The sequence below is a fragment of the Rathayibacter sp. AY2B5 genome, assembly GCF_002931645.1.
In the GTDB taxonomy this organism is placed as follows: domain Bacteria; phylum Actinomycetota; class Actinomycetes; order Actinomycetales; family Microbacteriaceae; genus Rathayibacter.
The window spans coordinates 25,654-43,978 of record NZ_PSUE01000009.1; the positions used below are offsets into that span (position 1 = coordinate 25,654).

Below are 18,325 nucleotides of genomic sequence, written 5' to 3' on the forward strand. Positions count from 1 at the left end.
TGGGCCGGATGACGCTGGAGGAGAAGCTCTCCCAGCTGGTCGGCTACTGGGTCGACCAGGGCGGCGAGGTCGTCGCCCCGCTCGCCGGCGAGATGGCCACCTCGACCGGGTACGCCGAGGCGACCCGCGAGGGGATCGGCCAGCTGACCCGCGTCTACGGCACGCGCCCCGTCGATCCGCTCGAGCGCGCTCAGTGGCTGTGGGCGGAGCAGCGCCGGCTCGTTGAGGAGACGCGGCTGGGCATCCCGGCGATCGTCCACGAGGAGTGCCTGACCGGGCTCGCCGCCTGGCAGGCCGCGACGTTCCCGACTCCGCTCGCCTGGGGCGCCTCCTTCGACCCGGAGCTCGTGGCCGAGCTCGGCGCCGTGATCGGCGGCTCGATGCGCGAGCTCGGGATCCACCAGGGCCTGGCGCCCGTGCTCGACGTGATCCGCGACCCCCGCTGGGGCCGGGTCGACGAGTGCATCGCCGAGGACCCGTACGTGGTCGGCACGATCGGCACCGCGTACGTGCAGGGGCTGCAGTCCACCGGCGTCGACGCGACGCTGAAGCACTTCATCGGCTACTCCGCCTCCCGCGGCGGCCGCAACCACGCGCCGGTGCACGCCGGACCGCGCGAGATCGCGGACGTGCTGCTGCCGCCGTTCGAGATGGCGATCCGCGACGGGGGCGCCCGCTCGGTGATGAACTCCTACGCCGAGATCGACGGGGACCCGGTCGGAGCGACGCCCGCCTACCTCACGGGCGTGCTGCGCGAGCGCTGGGGCTTCGACGGCGTGGTCGTCGCCGACTACTTCTCGGTCGCGTTCCTCCACCTCATGCACGCGGTCGCCGCCGATCTGGGCGAGGCGGCCGAGCTGGCGCTCGCCGCGGGGATCGACGTGGAGCTGCCCACGGGCGACGCGTTCCTCGCGCCGCTGGCCGCGCGCATCCGGGCCGGGGAGGCCGACGAGGCGCTCGTCGACCGGGCCGTGCTGCGGGTGCTCGCGCAGAAGGAGCGGCTCGGCCTGCTCGACGCGCGCTTCGACGACGCCCCCGAGTCGATCGACCTCGACTCGCCGGCCCACCGCGACATCGCCCGCCGCCTGGCCGAGGAGTCGGTGGTGCTGCTCGCGAACGACGGCGTCCTGCCGCTCGCTGCGCCGCGCCGCCTCGCGCTGATCGGTCCCAACGCCGACAGCGCGCCCGCGCTCATGGGCTGCTACTCCTTCGCCAACCACGTGCTGGCGCACCACCCGGGCGTGCCGCTTGGCTTCGAGATCCCGACGGTTGCGGACGCGCTGGCCGGCGAGTTCGGCTCGGCCGAGCTGCTGCTCGCCGAGGGCTGCTCAGTCGAGGGCGACGACGCCTCCGGGATCGCGGAGGCGGTCCGGGCGGCCGCCGACTCCGACGTGGCGATCGTGGTCGTCGGCGACCGGGCGGGCCTGTTCGGCCGCGGCACGGTCGGCGAGGGCAACGACGTCGAGAGCCTCGAGCTCCCGGGCCGCCAGCGCGAGCTGGTCGAGGCCGTCGTGGCGACCGGGACCCCGGTCGTGCTCGTGCTGCTGACCGGCCGCCCCTACGCCGTGGGCTGGGCGCTCGACGGGCCGTCGGCTCCCGCCGCCGTGCTGCAGGCGTTCTTCCCGGGGGAGGAGGGCGCCGGCGCGATCGCGGGCGTCGTCTCGGGACGGGTCGACCCCTCCGGCCACCTGCCGGTCTCGCTGCCGCGCTCGGCCGGGGCGCAGCCGTTCTCGTACCTGCACCCGATCCTCGGCGGGCCGTCGGACGTGACCTCCGCCGACAGCACGCCGGTGCGGCCGTTCGGCCACGGGCTCTCGTACACGCACTTCGCCCGGACGGAGCTGGCGGCCGAGGAGTCCGCCCCGACGGACGGCTCCTTCACGGCGACCGTGCGCGTCCGCAACACGGGCGAGCGGGCGGGCACCGACCTGGTGCAGCTGTACGCCCGCGACGTGTTCGCGAGCGTGACCCGGCCGGTGGCGCAGCTGCTCGGCTACGCGCGGGTCGCGCTCGAGCCCGGCGAGGAGGCGGAGGTCCGCTTCGAGGTCCCGGCCGCGCGCCTGGCCTTCACCGGACGCGAGGGCGTGCGGATCGTCGAGCCCGGCCGCGTCGAGCTGTGGGTGGGCCCGGACTGCGCGACGCGCGAGACGGAGGCGGCGCTCGAGCTGGTCGGCGCGGCCGCCGCTGTCGACGCCTCCTCGCAGCGCCTCGTCGGCACGCGGGTCCAGCGGGCGGGAGCGGGCGTCCCGGCCTGACCCCGTGGACAACGCTGGAAGGATCGCTCCGGCGGGCCGTGGATCCGCGGATCCCGGTGCCCGCGGGGCGATCCTTCCTGTGGTCTGGGCACGGCGCGGCTCCGGCACCGCTCTGGCGCGGCTCGGGCGGGCGCGGCAGGCTGGGGGGATGAGCGACGACGCGAAGCAGACCCTCCTCCGCTACCTGCAGGAGGGGCGCGACGCCCTGCTGCAGAAGCTCGACGGGCTCGACGAGTACGACGTGCGGCGGCCGCTGGTCGCGACGGGCACGAACCTGCTCGGCCTGGTGAAGCACGTGGCGGGCACCGAGGCGGGCTACCTCGGCGCCGTGTTCGGGCGGCCGTTCCCGGAGTCGATGCCGTGGATGGAGGACGAGTCGGAGCCGAACTCGGACATGTGGGCGACGGCCGACGAGTCCCTGGCCGACGTCGTCGCGCTGTACCGCCGCGTGTGGGCCCACTCCGACGCGACGGTCGCGGCCCTCCCGCTCGACGCTCCCGGGCAGGTCCCCTGGTGGACGAACCGCGACGTGACGCTGCACCGGATCCTCGTCCACATCACCGCGGAGACGCACCGGCACGCCGGCCACGCCGACATCGTCCGCGAGCTGATCGACGGGCGGGTCGGGCTCCGGACGCCCGGCGACAACCTCCCGCCGGTGCCGGAGGAGTGGTGGCCGGAGTACCGGGAGCGCCTCGAGTCGCTGGCGCGCGCCGTCCGCGACCGGGGCTGACGTGCCGGCGTCCGTCGGCACCGCGGTCACGCCGGCACGCGCGGCGCGGCTGCTCGACGAGCTCGATCCCGCGACGGAGGCGGCGCTCGACGCGGCTCTCGGAGGTCGCGGTCGCGGCCGGGCCGCCCTGCAGCGGCGCCGCGACGGGGCGTCGCCGGAGGAGCGGAGGCAGCGGGCCGCGCTCGAGCGCCGGGCGTTCAGTGCGGAGGCGGACCCCGCGGCGCTCGCGGAGCTGGCACTGCTGCGCGCGCAGCGCCGCGACCGGGAGGAGGCGCTCGACGCCGCGGTCGCGGGTCTGGCCGCGTCCGTCGGACCCGCAGCGGCCCAGGGCCGGATCGGCCGCGGGACGGCGAGCGACCGGACCGGTGGGGACGAGACCGGCGAGACCACCGGAGGCGACGACGCCGACTCCCGCACCTCCGCCACGCCCCGCCCGCGCCGCCGCCTCGGGGTGATCGCCGCCCTCGTCGCCGTGCTCGGGCTCGCCGCCCTCGGCACGGCCGCCTCCGTCGCGCTGGCCCCTCGCCCGTCGCTGGAGGTCTTCACCGAGCCCTGGGCCGTCCCCGACGACGTCGCCACGCGCCCGCTGTCGACCCTCGCGAGCCTCCGCGTCTTCCACTGGGGGCCGACGCGCTACCTGGGCAGCATCGCCGGAGTCGACTACTTCGCCACCCTCAGCCTCGACTCCTTCTCGGCCGCGGAGCTCGCCGACGAGTCCGTCTGCCTCTACGGGCTCGCGCGTTCCGACGGCGACGTCGTCGTCACGGACTGCGCGGCGACCGCCGACTTCGTCACGAGCGGCATGACCCTCTCGCCCGACGACTACCAGGGCGACGCGGGCGGCACCGGAGTCGCCTGGGGTCCGACCGGAGGGATCCGCTCGGCCGGCTGAGGCGGCTCCGCCCGACTCCACCGGGCCCGCCCGCCGTCCCCGAGCAGCCCGCCCCAGGCCCCGCCCGTCAGACCCGCCGCGTCGACGCCCGCTCCACCAGCGGCATCGGCACCAGCACCCGCTCTCCCGGAGCGCCGCTCAGCAGCAGCTCGACCGCCCGGCGGCCCATCTCCTCGTGCGGCAGCGCCACGGTCGTCAGCCCGGGGCGGAGGTAGGCGGCCAGCTCGTCGTCGTCGAACGACACCACGGCGATGTCGCCGGGGATCGAGAGCCCCGCCTCCGCGACCACCTGGTAGGCCGCCTCACGCCGAGCGGCTTCGGGCACGACGGCGCGGGCGGACAGGTCGCCTTCGCCGACCCGGACGCGGGAGTCGGCTTCGCGTTCCTCACCAACCGGATGGAGGGGGTCGGCGACGTGCGCGCGACCCGCGTCGTCGAGGCGCTCGCGACCGCGCTGCGACTGCCCGTTCCGCGCGGACTCTGACCCCTCCGCGCGGACTCTGACCCCTCCGCGCGGACTCTGACCCCTCCGCTCCACCCCCGTCAAGGGGTGGGGCGCCCGGTCGGCGCCGTCCTAGCGTCGGGGGACGGGCCGACCGGAGGGGCGGTCCGGGATCCAGGGGAGGGCGAGATGCAGAAGCTGTACTACGCGAGCGGATTCGTGCTGCTGGGCGACGAGGTGTGCTCGGCGGTCGTCGAGTACGCGCAGGCGCTGGCGAACGTGGGGAAGTCGGACCTGGTCGTGGTGCCGTCGCTCTCGGACGAGGGGCTGCGCGGCGAGACCCGTCTCCTGGTCGGACCGGCCAGCCAGCTCTTCACCAGCCCGGCGCTCGACCGCGGCGTCGACCTCGACGATCCGGAGGCGGTGGAGTCGATGCGCGAGAAGACCCGACGGCTCCAGCCCGCGCGGCCGACCGTGCAGCCGCGCGGCGAGGGCGACGACAGCGAGGACGACGGCGGGACCGACTACCTCTGACGCCTCAGGTGTCGAGCGTGGTGCTGGGGCGCTCGCCGAAGCGGTGGGCGTACGAGGCCGAGAACCGGCCGAGGTGCGCGAAGCCCCAGCGCCGTGCGACCTCGCTGACGCTGACGACTCCGGACTCGCCCGCCCGCAGCTCCTTCTGCACGCCGTCCAGCCGGATCCGCCGCAGGTAGTCGACCGCGGTGAAGCCGAACTCGCGCCGGAACTCGGTCTGCAGCGTCCGCAGGCCGATGCCCGCCGCGTCGGCGATCTGCTCGGTCCGGAGCGGCTCGTGGGCGTGCTCGTACATGTACTCGATCGCCTGGCGGAGGCGCCCCGAGCGGGGTACTCCGAGGTCGCCGGGAGTGTCCAGCGTCGAGTGCGGGAAGGTCTCGAGCAGGGCGACGGCGACCGCGCGGTCGGCCTCGCGGCGCAGCAGCGGCGAGCTGTCGGCGTCGTAGATCACCCGGGCGACCGTCGCGACGGTCGCCGACCAGCGCCGCAGCGCCGCGCCCTCGGGTCGTGCGGTGGTGTCGAAGAGGAGGGGGCCGCGGGTGCCCTCGACCTCCTCCGCGATGCCCTCGAGGTACGCGCCGTCGAAGTGGATGAGGTTCTGGCGGTAGTCGTGGAACTCGAACCGGCTGGGACGGTCGTTGACGAAGATCGCCGGCTGCCCGAATCCGAGGGTCACCGCGTCGCCGTCGAGATCGGTGACGCCCGCGCCGGCGGTCAGCCACGAGACGACGTACTCGCCCTCGGTCTGGATCGAGCCCTGCACGGAGCCGGCGAACTGGCTGCCGCGGAGCGTCACATCGCCGTCGCCGACGGAGGTGTAGCGGTACGAGAAGTCCTCGCCGGGCTCGACGACGAAGCGGTGCCCGTTGTACGACTGCTCGAAGAGGGCCCGCGCCTGCTCGATGTCACGCCCGCCGATGTCGGAGCGCATGACCTCGTCCTTCTCGTTCATCCCGATCAGGGTCGCACGAGGAGCGCTCCTCACCGCGTGCCCCGAACGGGGAATTCGTTAAGCGGATAAACCAGTCGCGGGTCCGGCGGCGCGGGTCATGGCCTGGACGGTCGCCGCCTGGAACTGCGTGAGCAGCACCACGGTGTGCCGCGCTCCGGCTTCCACGGCGAGCGAGAAGGTGGCGCCGGCCGGAGTGGCCCGCCAGGAGCGGATGTCGCGGGTGCCGACGCGGGTCGAGTCGCCGGTGCCGGCGCTCCGCAGCACCAGGGAGTCGGGCAGCACGCAGAGCGCGCCCGTCACGCCGTCGACAGTGGAGGAGCACTCGAAGCCTGCGTCGTCGTGCACTGCACCGGCGAGCTCGACGAAGTCGGTGACCTCCATCGGCTCGTCGTCGTCGCGCCTGGACACGGCGCGCTCAGGCAGCGTGCGTGAGCCCGGAGGACTCGGGCTGCTGCGCCGGCTCGGTGACGATCCGCAGGCCCCGGCCGCTGTTGGCCTCCTCCATCAGTGCGCGCACCCAGGTGGCGTTGATCGCTGGCATGCGGCTTCCGTGGAACGAGAACTGGAGGGGGATGGTCGGGTGCAGCCACAGTGTCTGGCGTCCGGTGCCGTGCGCGCTCGAGGCGTCGAGCTGGAAGGCGAACGCCTCGTCGCGGCGGAACTTGTTGATCATGACGATCTGGAGGTGCGCGAGCGCGCGGTCGTCGATCTCGTGCGAGGTGGGGGGAGTGCCGTAGAGGAGAGCGCCCATGGTGCGTGCCGCCGTTCTGTGCTGTGTCGCGGGTGCCGGCCGCGACGGTGGGGTGCCCCGGCGAGTGCCGCCGGGAGGGGGAGTGGGAGATGGTGGGGGTGTTCGTGGGGAGCAGGACCCGGGGTGTGCTGTGCCGCCGAGTCGAGTGTCCGGAGTGTCGATCCGGGGGTGCCGGGCTCCGGGATGTCGAGCCCGGATGCCGTCGCGCCGAGCCGTCGATCCCCGCTGACGCCTGCTCTGCAGGCCCGTGGAGTCGGGCGGTCGGGCCGTCCCTCCGGCTGTTCTCCGAAAGTACGCCCCTCGTTCGGAGGGCACGTGCCGCTATCCGGAATGCGAAGCAGTGGCCCCGGCCGCCGGGCGGACTCCCAGCCGGGCGACTCCGGGGCTCAGTTGCCTGGTGCCTCCGGTGGGCGGTGCGGCTGCGTCGAGACACCGCGCTCGTGCGCGAGACGCCGCAGTGGTGCGTCGGGCGGGCCGGCGGTGTCTCGGCGGGGCGTGTGGAGCGGGAGGAGGCGTGACGGTGCGCTCACTGGACAGGGCGTGCGGCTCCGTCGAGACGCCGTCTCCGCGGCGGTAACTCGGCGTGCGCGGGAGGGTGCGCTCCTCCGCGAGTCGTCGCGCCACCGCTCCGGCGGGGGTGCCGACGCTCAGAAGGCGTAGCGGACGCGGCAGTAGGGGAGGCGCTCGGCGAGGAGGGCGCGGAAGCGGTCGAGGGCGGCGCGCTTGAGGTCGCGTCGGTAGCGGATGTTGACGGCGCCGTTCTCGGAGACCTTCTGCTCCTGGCGTCCCGGCTGCCAGAGCAGCGACTCCGCCGTGGGGTGCCAGCCGAGGTTCACCTCGTGCAGGCCCTCGTTGTGGGTGAGGAGGATCACCTCGGCCGCGAGCTGCGCCTTCGCCCGCGGGTGGAGGGCGGCGTCGAGCTGGTCGAAGAGCTCGGTCCAGTCCTGCTGCCAGGTCTCGGTGAGGATCACGGGCGAGAAGTTGACGTGCACCTCGTAGCCGGCGTCGACGAAGTCGTTGATCGCCGCGATCCGCTCGGCCATCGGCGAGGTGCGGATGTCGGTGACCTTCGCCGTCTCGGCGGGCATCAGCGAGAACCGGATGCGCGTGCGCCCGAGCGGGTCCCACTCGAGGAGCTCGCGGTTGACGTACTTGGTCGCGAAGGACGCCTTGGCGGTGGGCGACATCCGGAACAGCTCGCAGAGGTCGCGGACGTTCTCGCTCAGCAGCGCGTCGACGGAGCAGTCGCTGTTCTCGCCGATGTCGTAGACCCAGGCCTCCGGGTCGCACTGGTTCGCCTCGGCCTTGGGGCCCTGCTTGGCGATGTGCCGGGCCAGGTGGCGCTGGATCTGCTCGATGTTCGTGAAGAGCGTGATCGGGTTGCTGTAGCCCTTCCTCCGCGGCACGTAGCAGTACACGCACGCCATGGCGCAGCCGTTGGCGGTGGAGGGGGCGATGAAGTCGGCCGAGCGCCCGTTCGGGCGCGTGACGAGCGACTTCTTCACCCCGAGCACGAGCGCCTCCGTCTTGATGCGCACCCAGCGCGCGACGTTCGCCTCGTCGCCGTGCACCTCCGGGATCAGCCAGTGCGACTCGACGGGCACGATCTCGGCGCCCGGCCACCGCGCCACGACCTCCTGCCCACGGGGCAGCTCGAGCGCGGCCGGCTCGGCGTAGATCCGCCGGATGTCGAGCAGGCGCCGCTCGCGGACCGGCGCGGACGCGGAGCTCGGAGCGGTGTCGGACATGAGTCCGTTCTACCGGCGACCACCGACATCCGCGGAGGCGGGGCCGTCGCCCGCCGCGCAGGTCCTCCGCCCGCCTGCAGGAACCGTGGCGCCGCTCCCTCAGGATGGAGGCATGCCCTCCTCCGCCGACCGCTTCCGCCGCGCCGCCGTCGAGCTCGCGCAGACCTCCGAGCGGCAGGTCGAGTGGGCGCTCGCCGTCGCGGAGGATGCGCGCCTCCTCGCCCTGATCGACGAGCTGCCCGCGCAGCACCGGCAGCCGTCCCTGCTCTTCTCGGTCGCGCGGCTGCTCGGCGTGCCCGACGTCGACGGCGCCGGATTCGCCGCGTGGCTCCGGAGCGAGTGGGCGCGGGTGGCGCCGGTCGCCGCCGAGCGGAGGACGCAGACCAACGAGGCGCTGCGGTGCGTGCCCCTGGTCGCGGCGCTCGAGCGGATCACGGAGCCGGGCGAGCCGGTGGCGCTCGTCGAGATCGGCGCCTCCGCGGGGCTCTGCCTGGCGCCGGAGCGGTACTCCTACGCCTTCACGGCGAGCGACGGCGAGACGAGGCTCGGGTCGGGCGCGCCGCTGCTGCGGTGCGCGGTGAGCGGAGGCGCGGCCCCGGCACGGCTGCCGGTCGTCGCGTGGCGCCGGGGGCTCGACCTGGCGCCGCTCGACGTCCGCTCGCCCGAGGACGTCGCCTGGCTGGAAGCGCTGCTCCCGCCCGACCGCCCGGAGCGGACCGCGCGGCTCCGCTCGGCCGTCGAGACTCTGCAGGACGACCCGCCCACGATCGTCGCGGGCGATGCGGCCGCCGAGCTGCCCGCCCTGCTCGACGCAGTGCCGCCGGGTCTGCGGACGGTGGTCGTCTCGCTCGGGACCCTGGTCTATCTTCCGTGGGCCGCGCGCGAGAGCGTCCTGGCGACGGTCGCCGATCGCGGCGCGAGCCTGGTGACGCTCGAGGCGGAGGCGCTGCTCCCGCACCTCGTCGCCGCGCGCGGGGACCGCACGGCCCCCGAGCCGACTCCGTTCCTGCTCGCCGCCGACGGCGTCCCGCTCGCGAGCGCGGCCGCCCACGGCGGCACCCTCTCCTGGCTGGCCTGAGGCGCGCTCCAGCGCCGTGTGCGGGGTGCCCCAAGCTCGGGAGGTGCCCGGCGCCCGGTGACCGGTGCACGCTCCGCCCCGATCGTCCGCCCACTGTTCAGAAGTTGTCGCACTCAGCGTCGAGTGCGACAACTCCTGGACTCTCGCGGAGGAGCGAGCCCGAAGCCCGAAGCCCAACGCGCAGAGCTTTGAGCTCAGGCGCTCGGCCCGATCGTCCGCCCACTGTTCACGAGTTATCGCACTCAGCGTCGAGTGCGACAACTCCTGGACAGTCGCGAAGGAGAGGGCGTCGAAGTGCAGCGCTGAGAGCTCGGAGCTCGGAGTCCCGGCGCTCGACTCGCGCCCACTGTTCAAGAGTTGTCGCACTCGGCGTCGAGTGCGACGACTCCTGGACTCTCGCGGAGGGTAAGACGGCCGAGTGCAGGACTCAGAGCTCAGAGCCAGAGCTCAGAGCGTCCAGCGTCCAGCGCCCAGCGCCCAGCGCCCTACAGCCCGTCGACCACGAGCTGCGTCGCGCGCGGGACGTACGAGGTGTTCGTCGTCGGGTCCCAGCCCACGAGCGCGACCGCGTCGCCGCCGACGCGCGCGGTGATGCCCACGAGCGAGAACGGCTTGCCGCCCACGGCTCCGGACACCTTCCAGCCGAGCGTCTCGTCGGCGCCGGTCAGCGTCTGCTCGGTGCGCTCGACGGTCGTCTCGACCGGCACGCCCTGCATCGCGAAGAGCGTCGAGCCGGAGGCGCAGCGCGTGGTCGCGTCGGTGGCGCTCGCGAGGAGCGAGGCGGCCGCGTCGGCGGTGCCGGTGCTCGACACGACGGCGGTCATGGAGCGGTCGGCGCTGGTGCCGTACGAGAGTCCGGCGGCGGGCTGCGCGGTGTCCCAGCCCAGGCCGAACGGCGAGAGGCAGCTGGCGTCGGTCGCGGTGAGGCCGGGGTAGATCGAGTCGAGCATCTCCTGGATGCTCGCGTACTCGCCGGGCACGAACTGCACGCCGGTCAGCACGGCGGCCACCTGCTCGCCGGTCTTCTGAGCGGTGTCGGCGGCAGGGGCGGCGGCCGTCGCGGTAGCGGACGGGGCGGCCGACGACGAGGGGAGCGTCGGAGTGAACGGGCGGAGGGTCGATCCGCTCGTCGCGGTCCCCGCGCAGCCCGAGAGGGCGAGCAGCAGCGCGCCTCCCATCAGAGTCGTGCGCAGCAGTGTCTTGGACATCGTGTCTCCCCCTTCGCCCGCCGGCGCCGCACCGGGGCGCCTGAGGCTAGCAGAGCCCCGCGTCCCGGAGGCGGCCCGGCGCCGCCCGCAGGACGGAGGCGGCCCGGTGGCACCCGCAGACCGGAGGCGGTCCGGCAGCGCGTGCGGATCGGGGTCGGCCCGGCCCCACCCGCACAACGGAGCCCGGAACTCCGAACCCACGCCTCCGACGGCCGCTCCCGCCGCCTCCGCTCCGCAGCTCAGATCTCGGTGTGCCCGAGCTCGGCTCCCGCGAGCAGGCGGATCTCCGGCTCGGCGATGCCCTCCAGCTCCAGCACAACGACGCGGTTGCGGCCGGCGCGGGTGACCGGCGAGGGGACGATCAGCGTCCGCTGCGGTCCGCGACGCCAGTAGCGCCCGAGGAGGAAGCCGTTAACCCAGACCAGGCCCTTGCCCCAGTGCAGCGTGTCCACGTACAGGTCGGCCTGCTCGTCGAGGTCGAACGAGCCGGAGGCGAGCTGCGGCCCGGCCGAGAACGCCGGCGCTGCGACGGCCAGGTCGGGGAGGCACTCCAGCGCGAGGGCACGCGCCGCCCAGCCGGTCAGCGGGGCGCCGTCGAGCGTCACGCCTCCGATCAGGCCCTTGTGCTCGCCGATGCGCGTGCCGTAGTTCACCCGGCCCTGGTTCTCGACCAGGATCGCGAGCTCGCCGCGTCCGCTCGGCAGAGTCAGCGCCCGCTCGTGGTGGTCGCGCGCCAGCACGCCCACCGGCACGCCGTCCAGCAGCACCCAGGCGCGGTCGCGCACCTCCTCGCCCACCACGAGGCGGGCCGGAGCGGAGGAGCCGTCGAGCGTCGTCGTGAAGAGCACGAAGCCGTCGTCGTGGCCGAGGTCGTCGAAGCTGGCCATCGCGTCGAGGTGCGCGGCCGGTCCGAACGCCTGGCCGAGGCCGAGGAGCGCCGGGCCGGGGACGAGCGGAGCGGTCAGGGCGGGGGCCGGCGGGCGCACCGCGGGCACCTCCTCCGGCACCGGCGCGTAGCGCGCGATGACGTCGCGGAACGCCCAGAACTTCGCGGTCGGGTCGCCGCCCTCGTCGAGCGGGGCGTCGTAGTCGTAGCTCGTCGTGATCGCGGCGTAGCGGCCCTTGTCGTTCGCGCCGCTGGTCAGGCCGAAGTTGGTGCCGCCGTGGAACATGTAGATGTTGACCGAGCCGCCGGCCGCGAGCAGCGTGTCGAGCTCCTGGGCGGAGGCGTCGGCGTCCGTCGTGTGGTGCTGGGTGCCCCAGTCGTCGAACCAGCCGCACCAGAACTCCATGCACATCAGCGGGCCGGTGGGCTGGAACTCGCGCAGCGTCGCGAGGCGCTCCGTGGTCCGCGAGCCGAACGAGCCGGTGAGGTGCAGGCCCGGCAGGCTGCCGTCGGCGAGCATCTGCGGAGTGGGCTGGTCGATGGTGGTCAGCGGCACCGTGATGCCGGAGTCGCGGGTCACCCGCACGAGCTCGGCCAGGTACTCCTTGTCGGAGCCGTACGCGCCGTACTCGTTCTCGATCTGCACGAGGACCACGGGCCCGCCGGCATCGATCTGGCGCGGGGCCACGATCGAGTACACGCGGCGCAGGTAGTCGCTGACCGCGGCGAGGTAGTTCGGCTCCGAGCGGCGCACGCCCACCTCGGGGTCGCGGAAGAGCCAGGCCGGGAGGGCGCCGTTGTCCCACTCCGCGCAGATGTAGGGGCCGGGGCGCACGATCGCGTGCATGCCCTCGGCGGCGATCAGGTCGAGGAAGCGGCCCAGGTCGAGCCCGGCGTCCTCGCGCCACTCGCCGCGGCGCGGCTCGTGCGCGTTCCAGGCGACGTAGGTCTCGATGGTGTTCAGGCCCATCAGGCGGGCCTTGCGGATCCGGTCGGCCCAGAGGTCCGGGTGGATGCGGAAGTAGTGCAGCGCCCCCGACAGGATGCGGTGCGGGCGGCCGTCGAGCTCGAAGTCGGCGGTGCCGATGGCGAAGCGGCTCTCGGGAGCGGTGGTCATCTGGATCCCCCTCAGGATCGGTGCCCGGTGTGTCCGAGCGTGAGAACGACGCGGGGCCGACCGGAGCGATCCGGCCGGCCCCGCGTCGAGCAGTGGTGCTACTCCGAGACGGTGAAGCCCTGCGCGTTGCCGTACTGGACGAGCTTGCTCTGCCAGTCGGCGAGGCCCTGGTCGAGGCTGGTGCCGTTGGCGTACGCCTGGCCGACGGTGTCGCCGAAGACGCTGTTCGCGTAGACCTGGTAGGGCAGGTACGACCAGCCGGAGCGGACGTCCTTCGAGGCCTGGGTCAGCACCTCGTTGATCTTCTGGCCGCCGAAGTACTCCGACTCCTGACCGGTGAAATCCGAGCTGTCGAGGTCGGCCGTGGTCGACGGGAATCCGCCGCTCTGCAGGAAGACGTCGACCGAGGCCTGGTCGCTGTTCAGCCAGCGCAGGAACGCGGCGGCCAGCGCCGGGTTCTCGCTCTGCTTGGTGACGGACTGGCCGCCACCGCCGTTCTCGGCGCTGACGGCGGTGCCGTCGTAGGTCGGGATCGGCGCGACGGCCCAGTCGCCGGAGGCGTCGGGGACGCTGGACTCCAGCACGCCGGGCATCCAGGCGCCGGTCACCAGGGAGGCGATGGAGCCGTCGGCGAGGCCCTTGTACCACTCGTCGCCCCAGGCGGGGGTGTCCGAGAGCAGCTTCTTCTCGACGAGCTGGTTCCAGACGCCGGTCCACTTGGCGGTGCCCTCGTCGGCGAGGTCGATCTTCACGTCCGTGCCGTCGGTGGTGAACGGCTCGCCGCCCGCCTGCCAGATCATGCTGGTCGCGAAGCCGGCGTCGCCGGTGTCGGCGGTGATGTACTTCGACGGGTCGGCGGTGTGCAGCTTCTCGGCCGCGGCCACGTACTCGTCCCAGGTGGCGGGGACGGCGATGCCGTACTGGTCGAAGACGGTCTTGTTGTAGAACAGCGCCATGGGGCCCGAGTCCTGCGGGAGTCCGACGAGCTTGCCGTCGATGTTGACGCTGCCCCAGGTGGAGGCGGAGTACTTGTCCTCGAGGTCGCCCATGCCGTACTGCGACAGGTCGAGGAGCGAGTCCGACAGCGCGAACTGCGGCATGGCGTAGTACTCGATCTGGACGACGTCGGGGGCGCCCGAGCCGGCCTTGATCGCGTTCTCGAGCTTGGTGTACTCGTCCTTGTTGGTGCCGGCGTTGACGAGCTCGACGTCGACCTTCGGGTAGGCCTTCTCGAACGCGGCGACCTGCGCCTCGGCGCTGGGGGTCCAGCTCCAGTACGTGATCTTGCCACCGGCCTCGAGGGCCGAGTCGAGGTCGGCGGCGGAGCCGGCGCTCGTGGTCGTGCCGCCACCGGAGGTGGACGAGCAGGCCGCGAGGGAGCCGGCGGCCAGGGCCGCGACGGCCGCGACCGTCAGGGTCCGCCTGAGGGCGGAACGGGCGATCTTCATGGTGGTGTTTCCCTTCACTTCTTCGTGCTGCGGGTGCTGTGGACGGGGCAGGACGCTCCGGCCGGGGGATGGGTAGGGGGAGGGCTCAGCCCTTGACGCTGCCGGCGCTCAGACCGGACTGCCAGAAGCGCTGGAGTCCGAGGAAGGCGACGACGATGGGGATGATCGTGAGGAGCGAGCCCGTGATCACGAGGTTGTAGATCGGCTGCGCGCTGACGCCGGTGGCCTGCGCGTTCCACTGGTTGAGGCCGACGGTGAGCGGGTACCAGGTGGGGTCGCTCAGCATGATCAGCGGGAGGAAGTAGTTGTTCCAGGTCGCGACGACCGAGAACAGCAGCACGGTCACGATGCCGGGGGCGAGGAGGCGGATGGAGATGGTGAAGAAGGTGCGGAACTCGCCCGCCCCGTCCATCCGCGCCGCTTCGAGCAGCTCGGTGGGCACCGACTCCACCGCGTAGACCCACACCAGGTACAAGCCGAACGGGCTGATCAGCGAGGGGATGATGATCGCCCACGGGGTGTTGGTCAGGCCGAGCTGGCTGAACATGAGGAACGTCGGGACGGCGAGGGCCGTGCCGGGCACCGCGATCGCTCCGAGCACCACGGCGAAGACCGCCTTGCGGCCCGTGAAGCGGAACTTCGCGAGGCCGTAGCCGGCGAGCGTGGCCAGGAGCGTCGCTCCTCCGGCGCCGACGACGACGTAGAGCAGGGTGTTGCCGAGCCAGCGGAGGAAGATCCCGTCGCGGTAGCTGAGGGTGTCGGCGATGTTCTGGAAGAAGACGAAGTCGCCGTCGAACCAGAGGCCGAAGCTCGAGAGCAGGCCGGCCTGCGTCTTCGTCGCGTTGATGACCAGCCAGGCCAGCGGCACGAGGCTGTAGAGGATGAAGACCGACATCAGCAGGGTGAAGGCGATCGACTTCTTGGGCTGCACCGAGGAGCCGCGGCGGGCGGCCGGGCGCTTCGGGGCCTGGGCGGGCGTCCGGGGAGCGGTCGCGAGGGCCATCAGTTCTCCTTCCGCGCGCCGCGGAGCTGCACGACGTAGGCGATCACCGCGGTGATCACGCCCATGACGATGGCGACCGTGGCCGACGCGTTGTACTGCTGACCGGCGAAGGACAGGTTGTAGGCGTACATGTTCGGGGTGAAGTAGGTGGTGATGATGTTCGGCGCCAGCGTCCGGAGGATGTTCGGCTCGTTGAACAGCTGGAAGCTGCCGATGATCGAGAAGATCGTGGCGATGACGATCGCGCCGCGCAGGGCGGGAAGCTTGATCGAGCGGATGACGCGCATCGGGCCGGCGCCGTCGATCTCGGCCGCCTCGTAGAGCTCGCCGGGGATCGTCTTCAGCGCGGAGTAGAAGATGAGCATGTTGTAGCCCACGAACTCCCACGTGACGATGTTGCCGATCGAGGCGAGGATCCAGTCGCGCGAGAAGGGCTGGACGACGTCGGAGCCGAGCAGGTCGTTGACGTTCGCGGCCAGGCCGAAGTTGTCGCCGTAGATGAAGCCCCACATCAGCACCGCGACGACCGCGGGGACGGCGTAGGGGAGGAAGACCACGATGCGGAAGAAGCCGGTGCCGTGGAGGCGGCCGCTGTCGATCGCGAGCGCCGCGACGAGGGCCAGCACGAGCATCACGGGGACCTGCACGACGAGGAACAGCAGGACGCGGCCGAAGCCCTCCCAGAAGTTCGGGTCGGTGAAGATCGCGGTGTAGTTCGCGAAGCCGACGAAGGAGTTGCCGCCCACCAGCTGCTCGCGGAAGAGGCTGAGGTAGATCGAGTAGACGACCGGGGCGATGAAGACCAGGAGGAAGACGACGAGGAAGGGGGCGACGAACGCCAGGCCCTTCCACTCGCTCTTCGCCCGCGACTTCGGGGCCGCGAGGGGGGACGCCGGAGGGGCGACCTCGCTCAGCGGGACGGGGGGAGACGTCGTCGTCATGGGATTCCGTTCGGGGAGTAGTGCGGGCCCGCCATGTTCACGTCAACATGGCAGAGCGTCACCGTAGCATGTCCACGTCGCCACCCGCGACTGTTCCTGCGTCACGGTTCGGCGCACGATGCACCACGGCTGACGGGCGGCGCGCTATAAAGGGAAGCCCATGTCACTCGAGACCGACCGCCCGTCCCCGTCCACCCGGCCGCGACGCGGCGTCTCGATGGCCGACGTGGCCCGGCGCGCGAACGTCTCGGGCCAGACGGTCTCGCGGGTGTCGAACGGCAAGCAGAACGTCGACGGCGAGACGCGCGAGCGGGTCCTCGAGGCGATGCGGGCCCTCGGCTACCGGCCCAACAGCGCGGCGCGGGCCCTGCGGACGGGCCGCTTCCACAGCATCGGCGTGATCATGTTCACGCTGTCCTCGTTCGGCAACATGCGCACCCTCGACGCCATCGCGATCGCGGCCGCGGATGCGGGCTACTCGATCACCCTCATCCCCGTCTCCCACCCCACCCAGGGCGAGGTGTCGGTCGCGTTCCACCGGCTGAGCGAGGAGGCGGTCGACGGCGTCATCATCATCGTCGAGGCGCACCTGCTCGACGAGGCCGACATCGTCCTCCCGCCGGACCTGCCCGTGGTGGTCGTCGACTCCGCCGGCGGCGAGAAGTACCCGGTGGTCGACACCGACCAGATGTCGGGCGCCCGCCAGGCCGTCGAGCACCTGCTCGGACTCGGACACCGCACCGTGCACCACATCGCCGGCCCGGACCGCTCCTACTCCGCCGAGCGCCGCCACGAGGCGTGGGAGTCGACCCTGATCGAGCGCGGCGCCCCGGTGCCGGAGGTGCTGGTCGGCGACTGGTCCACCGACTCCGGCTACCGCCTCGGCAAGCGGCTCGCCGCCGATCCGGAGGTCACCGCGATCTTCGCCGCCAACGACCAGATGGCGCTCGGCGTGCTGCGCGCCCTGCACGAGGCCGGACGCGCCGTGCCCGGCGAGGTGAGCGTCGCGGGCTTCGACGACATGCAGGAGTCGGCGAGCTTCTGGCCGCCTCTCACGACGGTGCGCCAGTTCTTCGGGGACACGGGCCGCCGCTCGGTCGACATCCTCCTGCGCGAGCTCGAGTCGGGCGAGCGCACCGGCGTCTCGCTCGTGCCGACCCGCCTCATCGTCCGCGAGAGCACCGGCCCGGCCCCCGCCGCCTCCTGACGCTTCCGCGGAGCCGGCCCGCGGAGCCCGCCCGCCCTTCACGCTGATCGAGGAGCCGGCCCCGCCGGCGTATCGAGATCCCCGCGACCGGACCCCCTCCGCCGGGCCCGCGCCCCTCCCCGTGCCCGCTCGACCGCGGAGCTCGCGATACTGTGAGCCCTCTCACCCCGGACCTCCAAGGAGACGCACATGTCGGTCGGCCTGCTCGCGGTTGTCGATGACATCCTCACCGCCGCCCTGAAGGCGAGCGCCAAGACGGCGGGCGTCGTGATCGACGACGCGGCCGTCACCCCGCAGTACGTGCAGGGCCTCACGCCCGCGCGGGAGCTGCCGGTGGTCGGGCGGATCGCGCTGGGGAGCCTGTTCAACAAGTTCGTCATCATCATCCCGCTGGCGCTGCTGCTCTCGGCGTTCGCGCCGCAGGTGCTGCCGTACCTGCTCATCCTCGGCGGCGCGTTCCTCTGCTTCGAGGGGGCGGAGAAGGTGCTCGAGTGGTTCGGCGTCTCGCACGGCGGCCACGAGACGGAGGCGCGCGACGAGAAGAAGCTCGTCTTCGGCGCCATCCGCACCGACCTCATCCTGAGCACCGAGATCATGCTGATCGCGCTCGACGGCCTCGACCCCGACTTCGGGATCTGGCCCACGCTCGGCGCGCTCCTGGTCGTCGGACTCGGGATGACCGTGCTCGTCTACGGCGCCGTCGCGCTGCTCGTGAAGATCGACGACGTGGGCCTGCGCCTGATGAAGAACGCGGCCCGCGGCGTGCGGCGCACCGGGGCGAGGATCGTCGCGTCGATGCCGGTCGTGTTCCGCGCGATCAGCATCATCGGGACGCTCGCCATGCTCTGGGTCGGCGGGCACCTCGTCGTCGCGAACCTCGCCGAGACGGTGTGGCACGGTCCGTACGACCTCGTGCACGTCGTCACCCACGCGGTCGAGGGCGCGGGCCCGGTCGTCATGTGGCTGGCCGACACCTTCGTCTCGATGATCTTCGGCCTCGTGCTGGGTCTGGTCATCGCGGCCGTCGTGATGGGCGTCTCGCGCCTGCGCACCCGCGACGAGGCGGCCGCGGGGCACTGAGCGGGGTCTCGATACGCCGCGTGCCGCGGCCGGTCGACCGGCATGGGGGT

17 protein-coding genes are annotated in these 18,325 nt (G+C 72.8%); 7 read left to right on the top strand and 10 right to left on the bottom strand.

What is annotated here, in order from left to right; translation table 11 throughout:
• The first annotated feature begins 8 nt into the window (after positions 1-8).
• From C5C30_RS07975 to C5C30_RS07985, 3 genes are all read left to right on the top strand, one after another.
• Positions 9-2,255: a glycoside hydrolase family 3 N-terminal domain-containing protein gene (locus C5C30_RS07975; RefSeq protein WP_104288607.1), complete on the top strand. Its 2,247-nt coding sequence runs from the start codon at positions 9-11 to the stop codon at positions 2,253-2,255.
• 148 nt (positions 2,256-2,403) lie between these two features.
• Positions 2,404-2,988: a DinB family protein gene (locus tag C5C30_RS07980; RefSeq protein WP_104261380.1), complete on the top strand. Its 585-nt coding sequence runs from the start codon at positions 2,404-2,406 to the stop codon at positions 2,986-2,988.
• Position 2,989: 1 nt separating this feature from the next.
• Positions 2,990-3,880 carry a hypothetical protein gene (locus C5C30_RS07985; protein WP_104333489.1) on the top strand — a complete coding sequence of 297 codons (891 nt, stop codon included), beginning with the start codon at positions 2,990-2,992 and terminating at the stop codon, positions 3,878-3,880.
• Positions 3,881-3,947: 67 nt separating this feature from the next.
• Here the strand turns inward: C5C30_RS07985 and C5C30_RS07990 are convergent, their stop codons facing one another.
• On the bottom strand, positions 3,948-4,418 hold the full coding sequence (locus C5C30_RS07990) for a substrate-binding domain-containing protein (protein ID WP_258065844.1): 471 nt from the start codon (positions 4,416-4,418) through the stop codon (positions 3,948-3,950).
• Between the two features lie 93 nt (positions 4,419-4,511).
• Here C5C30_RS07990 and C5C30_RS07995 point away from each other — a divergent pair, with 93 nt between their 5' ends.
• Positions 4,512-4,856, top strand: coding sequence for a hypothetical protein (locus C5C30_RS07995; protein ID WP_104223414.1), 345 nt, complete (start codon positions 4,512-4,514; stop codon positions 4,854-4,856).
• A 4-nt stretch (positions 4,857-4,860) separates the two neighbouring features.
• On the opposite strand, the gene C5C30_RS08000 is transcribed toward C5C30_RS07995, so the two are convergent.
• From C5C30_RS08000 to C5C30_RS08015, 4 genes are all read right to left on the bottom strand, one after another.
• Entirely contained in the window at positions 4,861-5,808 is a 948-nt protein-coding gene (locus C5C30_RS08000) for an AraC family transcriptional regulator (RefSeq protein WP_104223413.1), read from the bottom strand.
• Between the two features lie 57 nt (positions 5,809-5,865).
• Positions 5,866-6,216 carry a hypothetical protein gene (locus C5C30_RS08005; protein ID WP_104223412.1) on the bottom strand — a complete coding sequence of 117 codons (351 nt, stop codon included), beginning with the start codon at positions 6,214-6,216 and terminating at the stop codon, positions 5,866-5,868.
• A 7-nt stretch (positions 6,217-6,223) separates the two neighbouring features.
• Positions 6,224-6,559: an ATP-dependent DNA ligase gene (locus C5C30_RS08010; RefSeq protein WP_104223411.1), complete on the bottom strand. Its 336-nt coding sequence runs from the start codon at positions 6,557-6,559 to the stop codon at positions 6,224-6,226.
• A 647-nt stretch (positions 6,560-7,206) separates the two neighbouring features.
• A complete protein-coding gene (locus C5C30_RS08015) occupies positions 7,207-8,307 on the bottom strand; it encodes a spore photoproduct lyase family protein (protein ID WP_104333491.1) in 1,101 nt (366 codons plus the stop codon).
• A gap of 112 nt (positions 8,308-8,419) precedes the next feature.
• Between C5C30_RS08015 and C5C30_RS08020 the strand changes: the two genes are divergently transcribed.
• On the top strand, positions 8,420-9,385 hold the full coding sequence (locus C5C30_RS08020) for a DUF2332 family protein (RefSeq protein WP_181131500.1): 966 nt from the start codon (positions 8,420-8,422) through the stop codon (positions 9,383-9,385).
• Between the two features lie 485 nt (positions 9,386-9,870).
• Here C5C30_RS08020 and C5C30_RS08025 read toward each other — a convergent pair whose 3' ends face one another.
• From C5C30_RS08025 to C5C30_RS08045, 5 genes are all read right to left on the bottom strand, one after another.
• Positions 9,871-10,593, bottom strand: coding sequence for a hypothetical protein (locus C5C30_RS08025; protein ID WP_104261384.1), 723 nt, complete (start codon positions 10,591-10,593; stop codon positions 9,871-9,873).
• Positions 10,594-10,832: 239 nt separating this feature from the next.
• A complete protein-coding gene (locus tag C5C30_RS08030; protein ID WP_104267656.1) occupies positions 10,833-12,596 on the bottom strand; it encodes a beta-galactosidase family protein in 1,764 nt (587 codons plus the stop codon).
• A 98-nt stretch (positions 12,597-12,694) separates the two neighbouring features.
• Positions 12,695-14,044, bottom strand: coding sequence for a sugar ABC transporter substrate-binding protein (locus tag C5C30_RS08035; RefSeq protein WP_104223423.1), 1,350 nt, complete (start codon positions 14,042-14,044; stop codon positions 12,695-12,697).
• Positions 14,045-14,129: 85 nt separating this feature from the next.
• Positions 14,130-14,939 (bottom strand): carbohydrate ABC transporter permease, encoded by an 810-nt coding sequence (locus tag C5C30_RS08040; RefSeq protein ID WP_258062773.1) that lies wholly within the window; start codon positions 14,937-14,939, stop codon positions 14,130-14,132.
• Between the two features lie 107 nt (positions 14,940-15,046).
• Positions 15,047-15,988 carry a carbohydrate ABC transporter permease gene (locus C5C30_RS08045; protein WP_104226355.1) on the bottom strand — a complete coding sequence of 314 codons (942 nt, stop codon included), beginning with the start codon at positions 15,986-15,988 and terminating at the stop codon, positions 15,047-15,049.
• A 160-nt stretch (positions 15,989-16,148) separates the two neighbouring features.
• Between C5C30_RS08045 and C5C30_RS08050 the strand changes: the two genes are divergently transcribed.
• Together C5C30_RS08050 and C5C30_RS08055 are read left to right on the top strand one after the other, a co-directional pair.
• Positions 16,149-17,195: a LacI family DNA-binding transcriptional regulator gene (locus C5C30_RS08050; RefSeq protein WP_146076621.1), complete on the top strand. Its 1,047-nt coding sequence runs from the start codon at positions 16,149-16,151 to the stop codon at positions 17,193-17,195.
• 189 nt (positions 17,196-17,384) lie between these two features.
• On the top strand, positions 17,385-18,275 hold the full coding sequence (locus tag C5C30_RS08055; protein ID WP_104333493.1) for a DUF808 domain-containing protein: 891 nt from the start codon (positions 17,385-17,387) through the stop codon (positions 18,273-18,275).
• Positions 18,276-18,325 lie beyond the last annotated feature (50 nt).

Bases quoted from the DNA above. Each gene is read 5' to 3' on its own strand.
- C5C30_RS07975 (WP_104288607.1), top strand. From the start codon at position 9: ATGACGCTGGAGGAGAAGCTCTCCCAGCTGGTCGGCTACTGGGTCGAC.
- C5C30_RS07980 (WP_104261380.1), top strand. From the start codon at position 2,404: ATGAGCGACGACGCGAAGCAGACCCTCCTCCGCTACCTGCAGGAGGGG.
- C5C30_RS07995 (WP_104223414.1), top strand. From the start codon at position 4,512: ATGCAGAAGCTGTACTACGCGAGCGGATTCGTGCTGCTGGGCGACGAG.
- C5C30_RS08000 (WP_104223413.1), bottom strand. From the start codon at position 5,808: ATGAACGAGAAGGACGAGGTCATGCGCTCCGACATCGGCGGGCGTGAC.
- C5C30_RS08010 (WP_104223411.1), bottom strand. From the start codon at position 6,559: ATGGGCGCTCTCCTCTACGGCACTCCCCCCACCTCGCACGAGATCGAC.
- C5C30_RS08015 (WP_104333491.1), bottom strand. From the start codon at position 8,307: ATGTCCGACACCGCTCCGAGCTCCGCGTCCGCGCCGGTCCGCGAGCGG.
- C5C30_RS08020 (WP_181131500.1), top strand. From the start codon at position 8,420: ATGCCCTCCTCCGCCGACCGCTTCCGCCGCGCCGCCGTCGAGCTCGCG.
- C5C30_RS08025 (WP_104261384.1), bottom strand. From the start codon at position 10,593: ATGTCCAAGACACTGCTGCGCACGACTCTGATGGGAGGCGCGCTGCTG.
- C5C30_RS08030 (WP_104267656.1), bottom strand. From the start codon at position 12,596: ATGACCACCGCTCCCGAGAGCCGCTTCGCCATCGGCACCGCCGACTTC.
- C5C30_RS08035 (WP_104223423.1), bottom strand. From the start codon at position 14,044: ATGAAGATCGCCCGTTCCGCCCTCAGGCGGACCCTGACGGTCGCGGCC.
- C5C30_RS08040 (WP_258062773.1), bottom strand. From the start codon at position 14,939: ATGTCGGTCTTCATCCTCTACAGCCTCGTGCCGCTGGCCTGGCTGGTC.
- C5C30_RS08045 (WP_104226355.1), bottom strand. From the start codon at position 15,988: ATGACGACGACGTCTCCCCCCGTCCCGCTGAGCGAGGTCGCCCCTCCG.
- C5C30_RS08050 (WP_146076621.1), top strand. From the start codon at position 16,149: ATGTCACTCGAGACCGACCGCCCGTCCCCGTCCACCCGGCCGCGACGC.
- C5C30_RS08055 (WP_104333493.1), top strand. From the start codon at position 17,385: ATGTCGGTCGGCCTGCTCGCGGTTGTCGATGACATCCTCACCGCCGCC.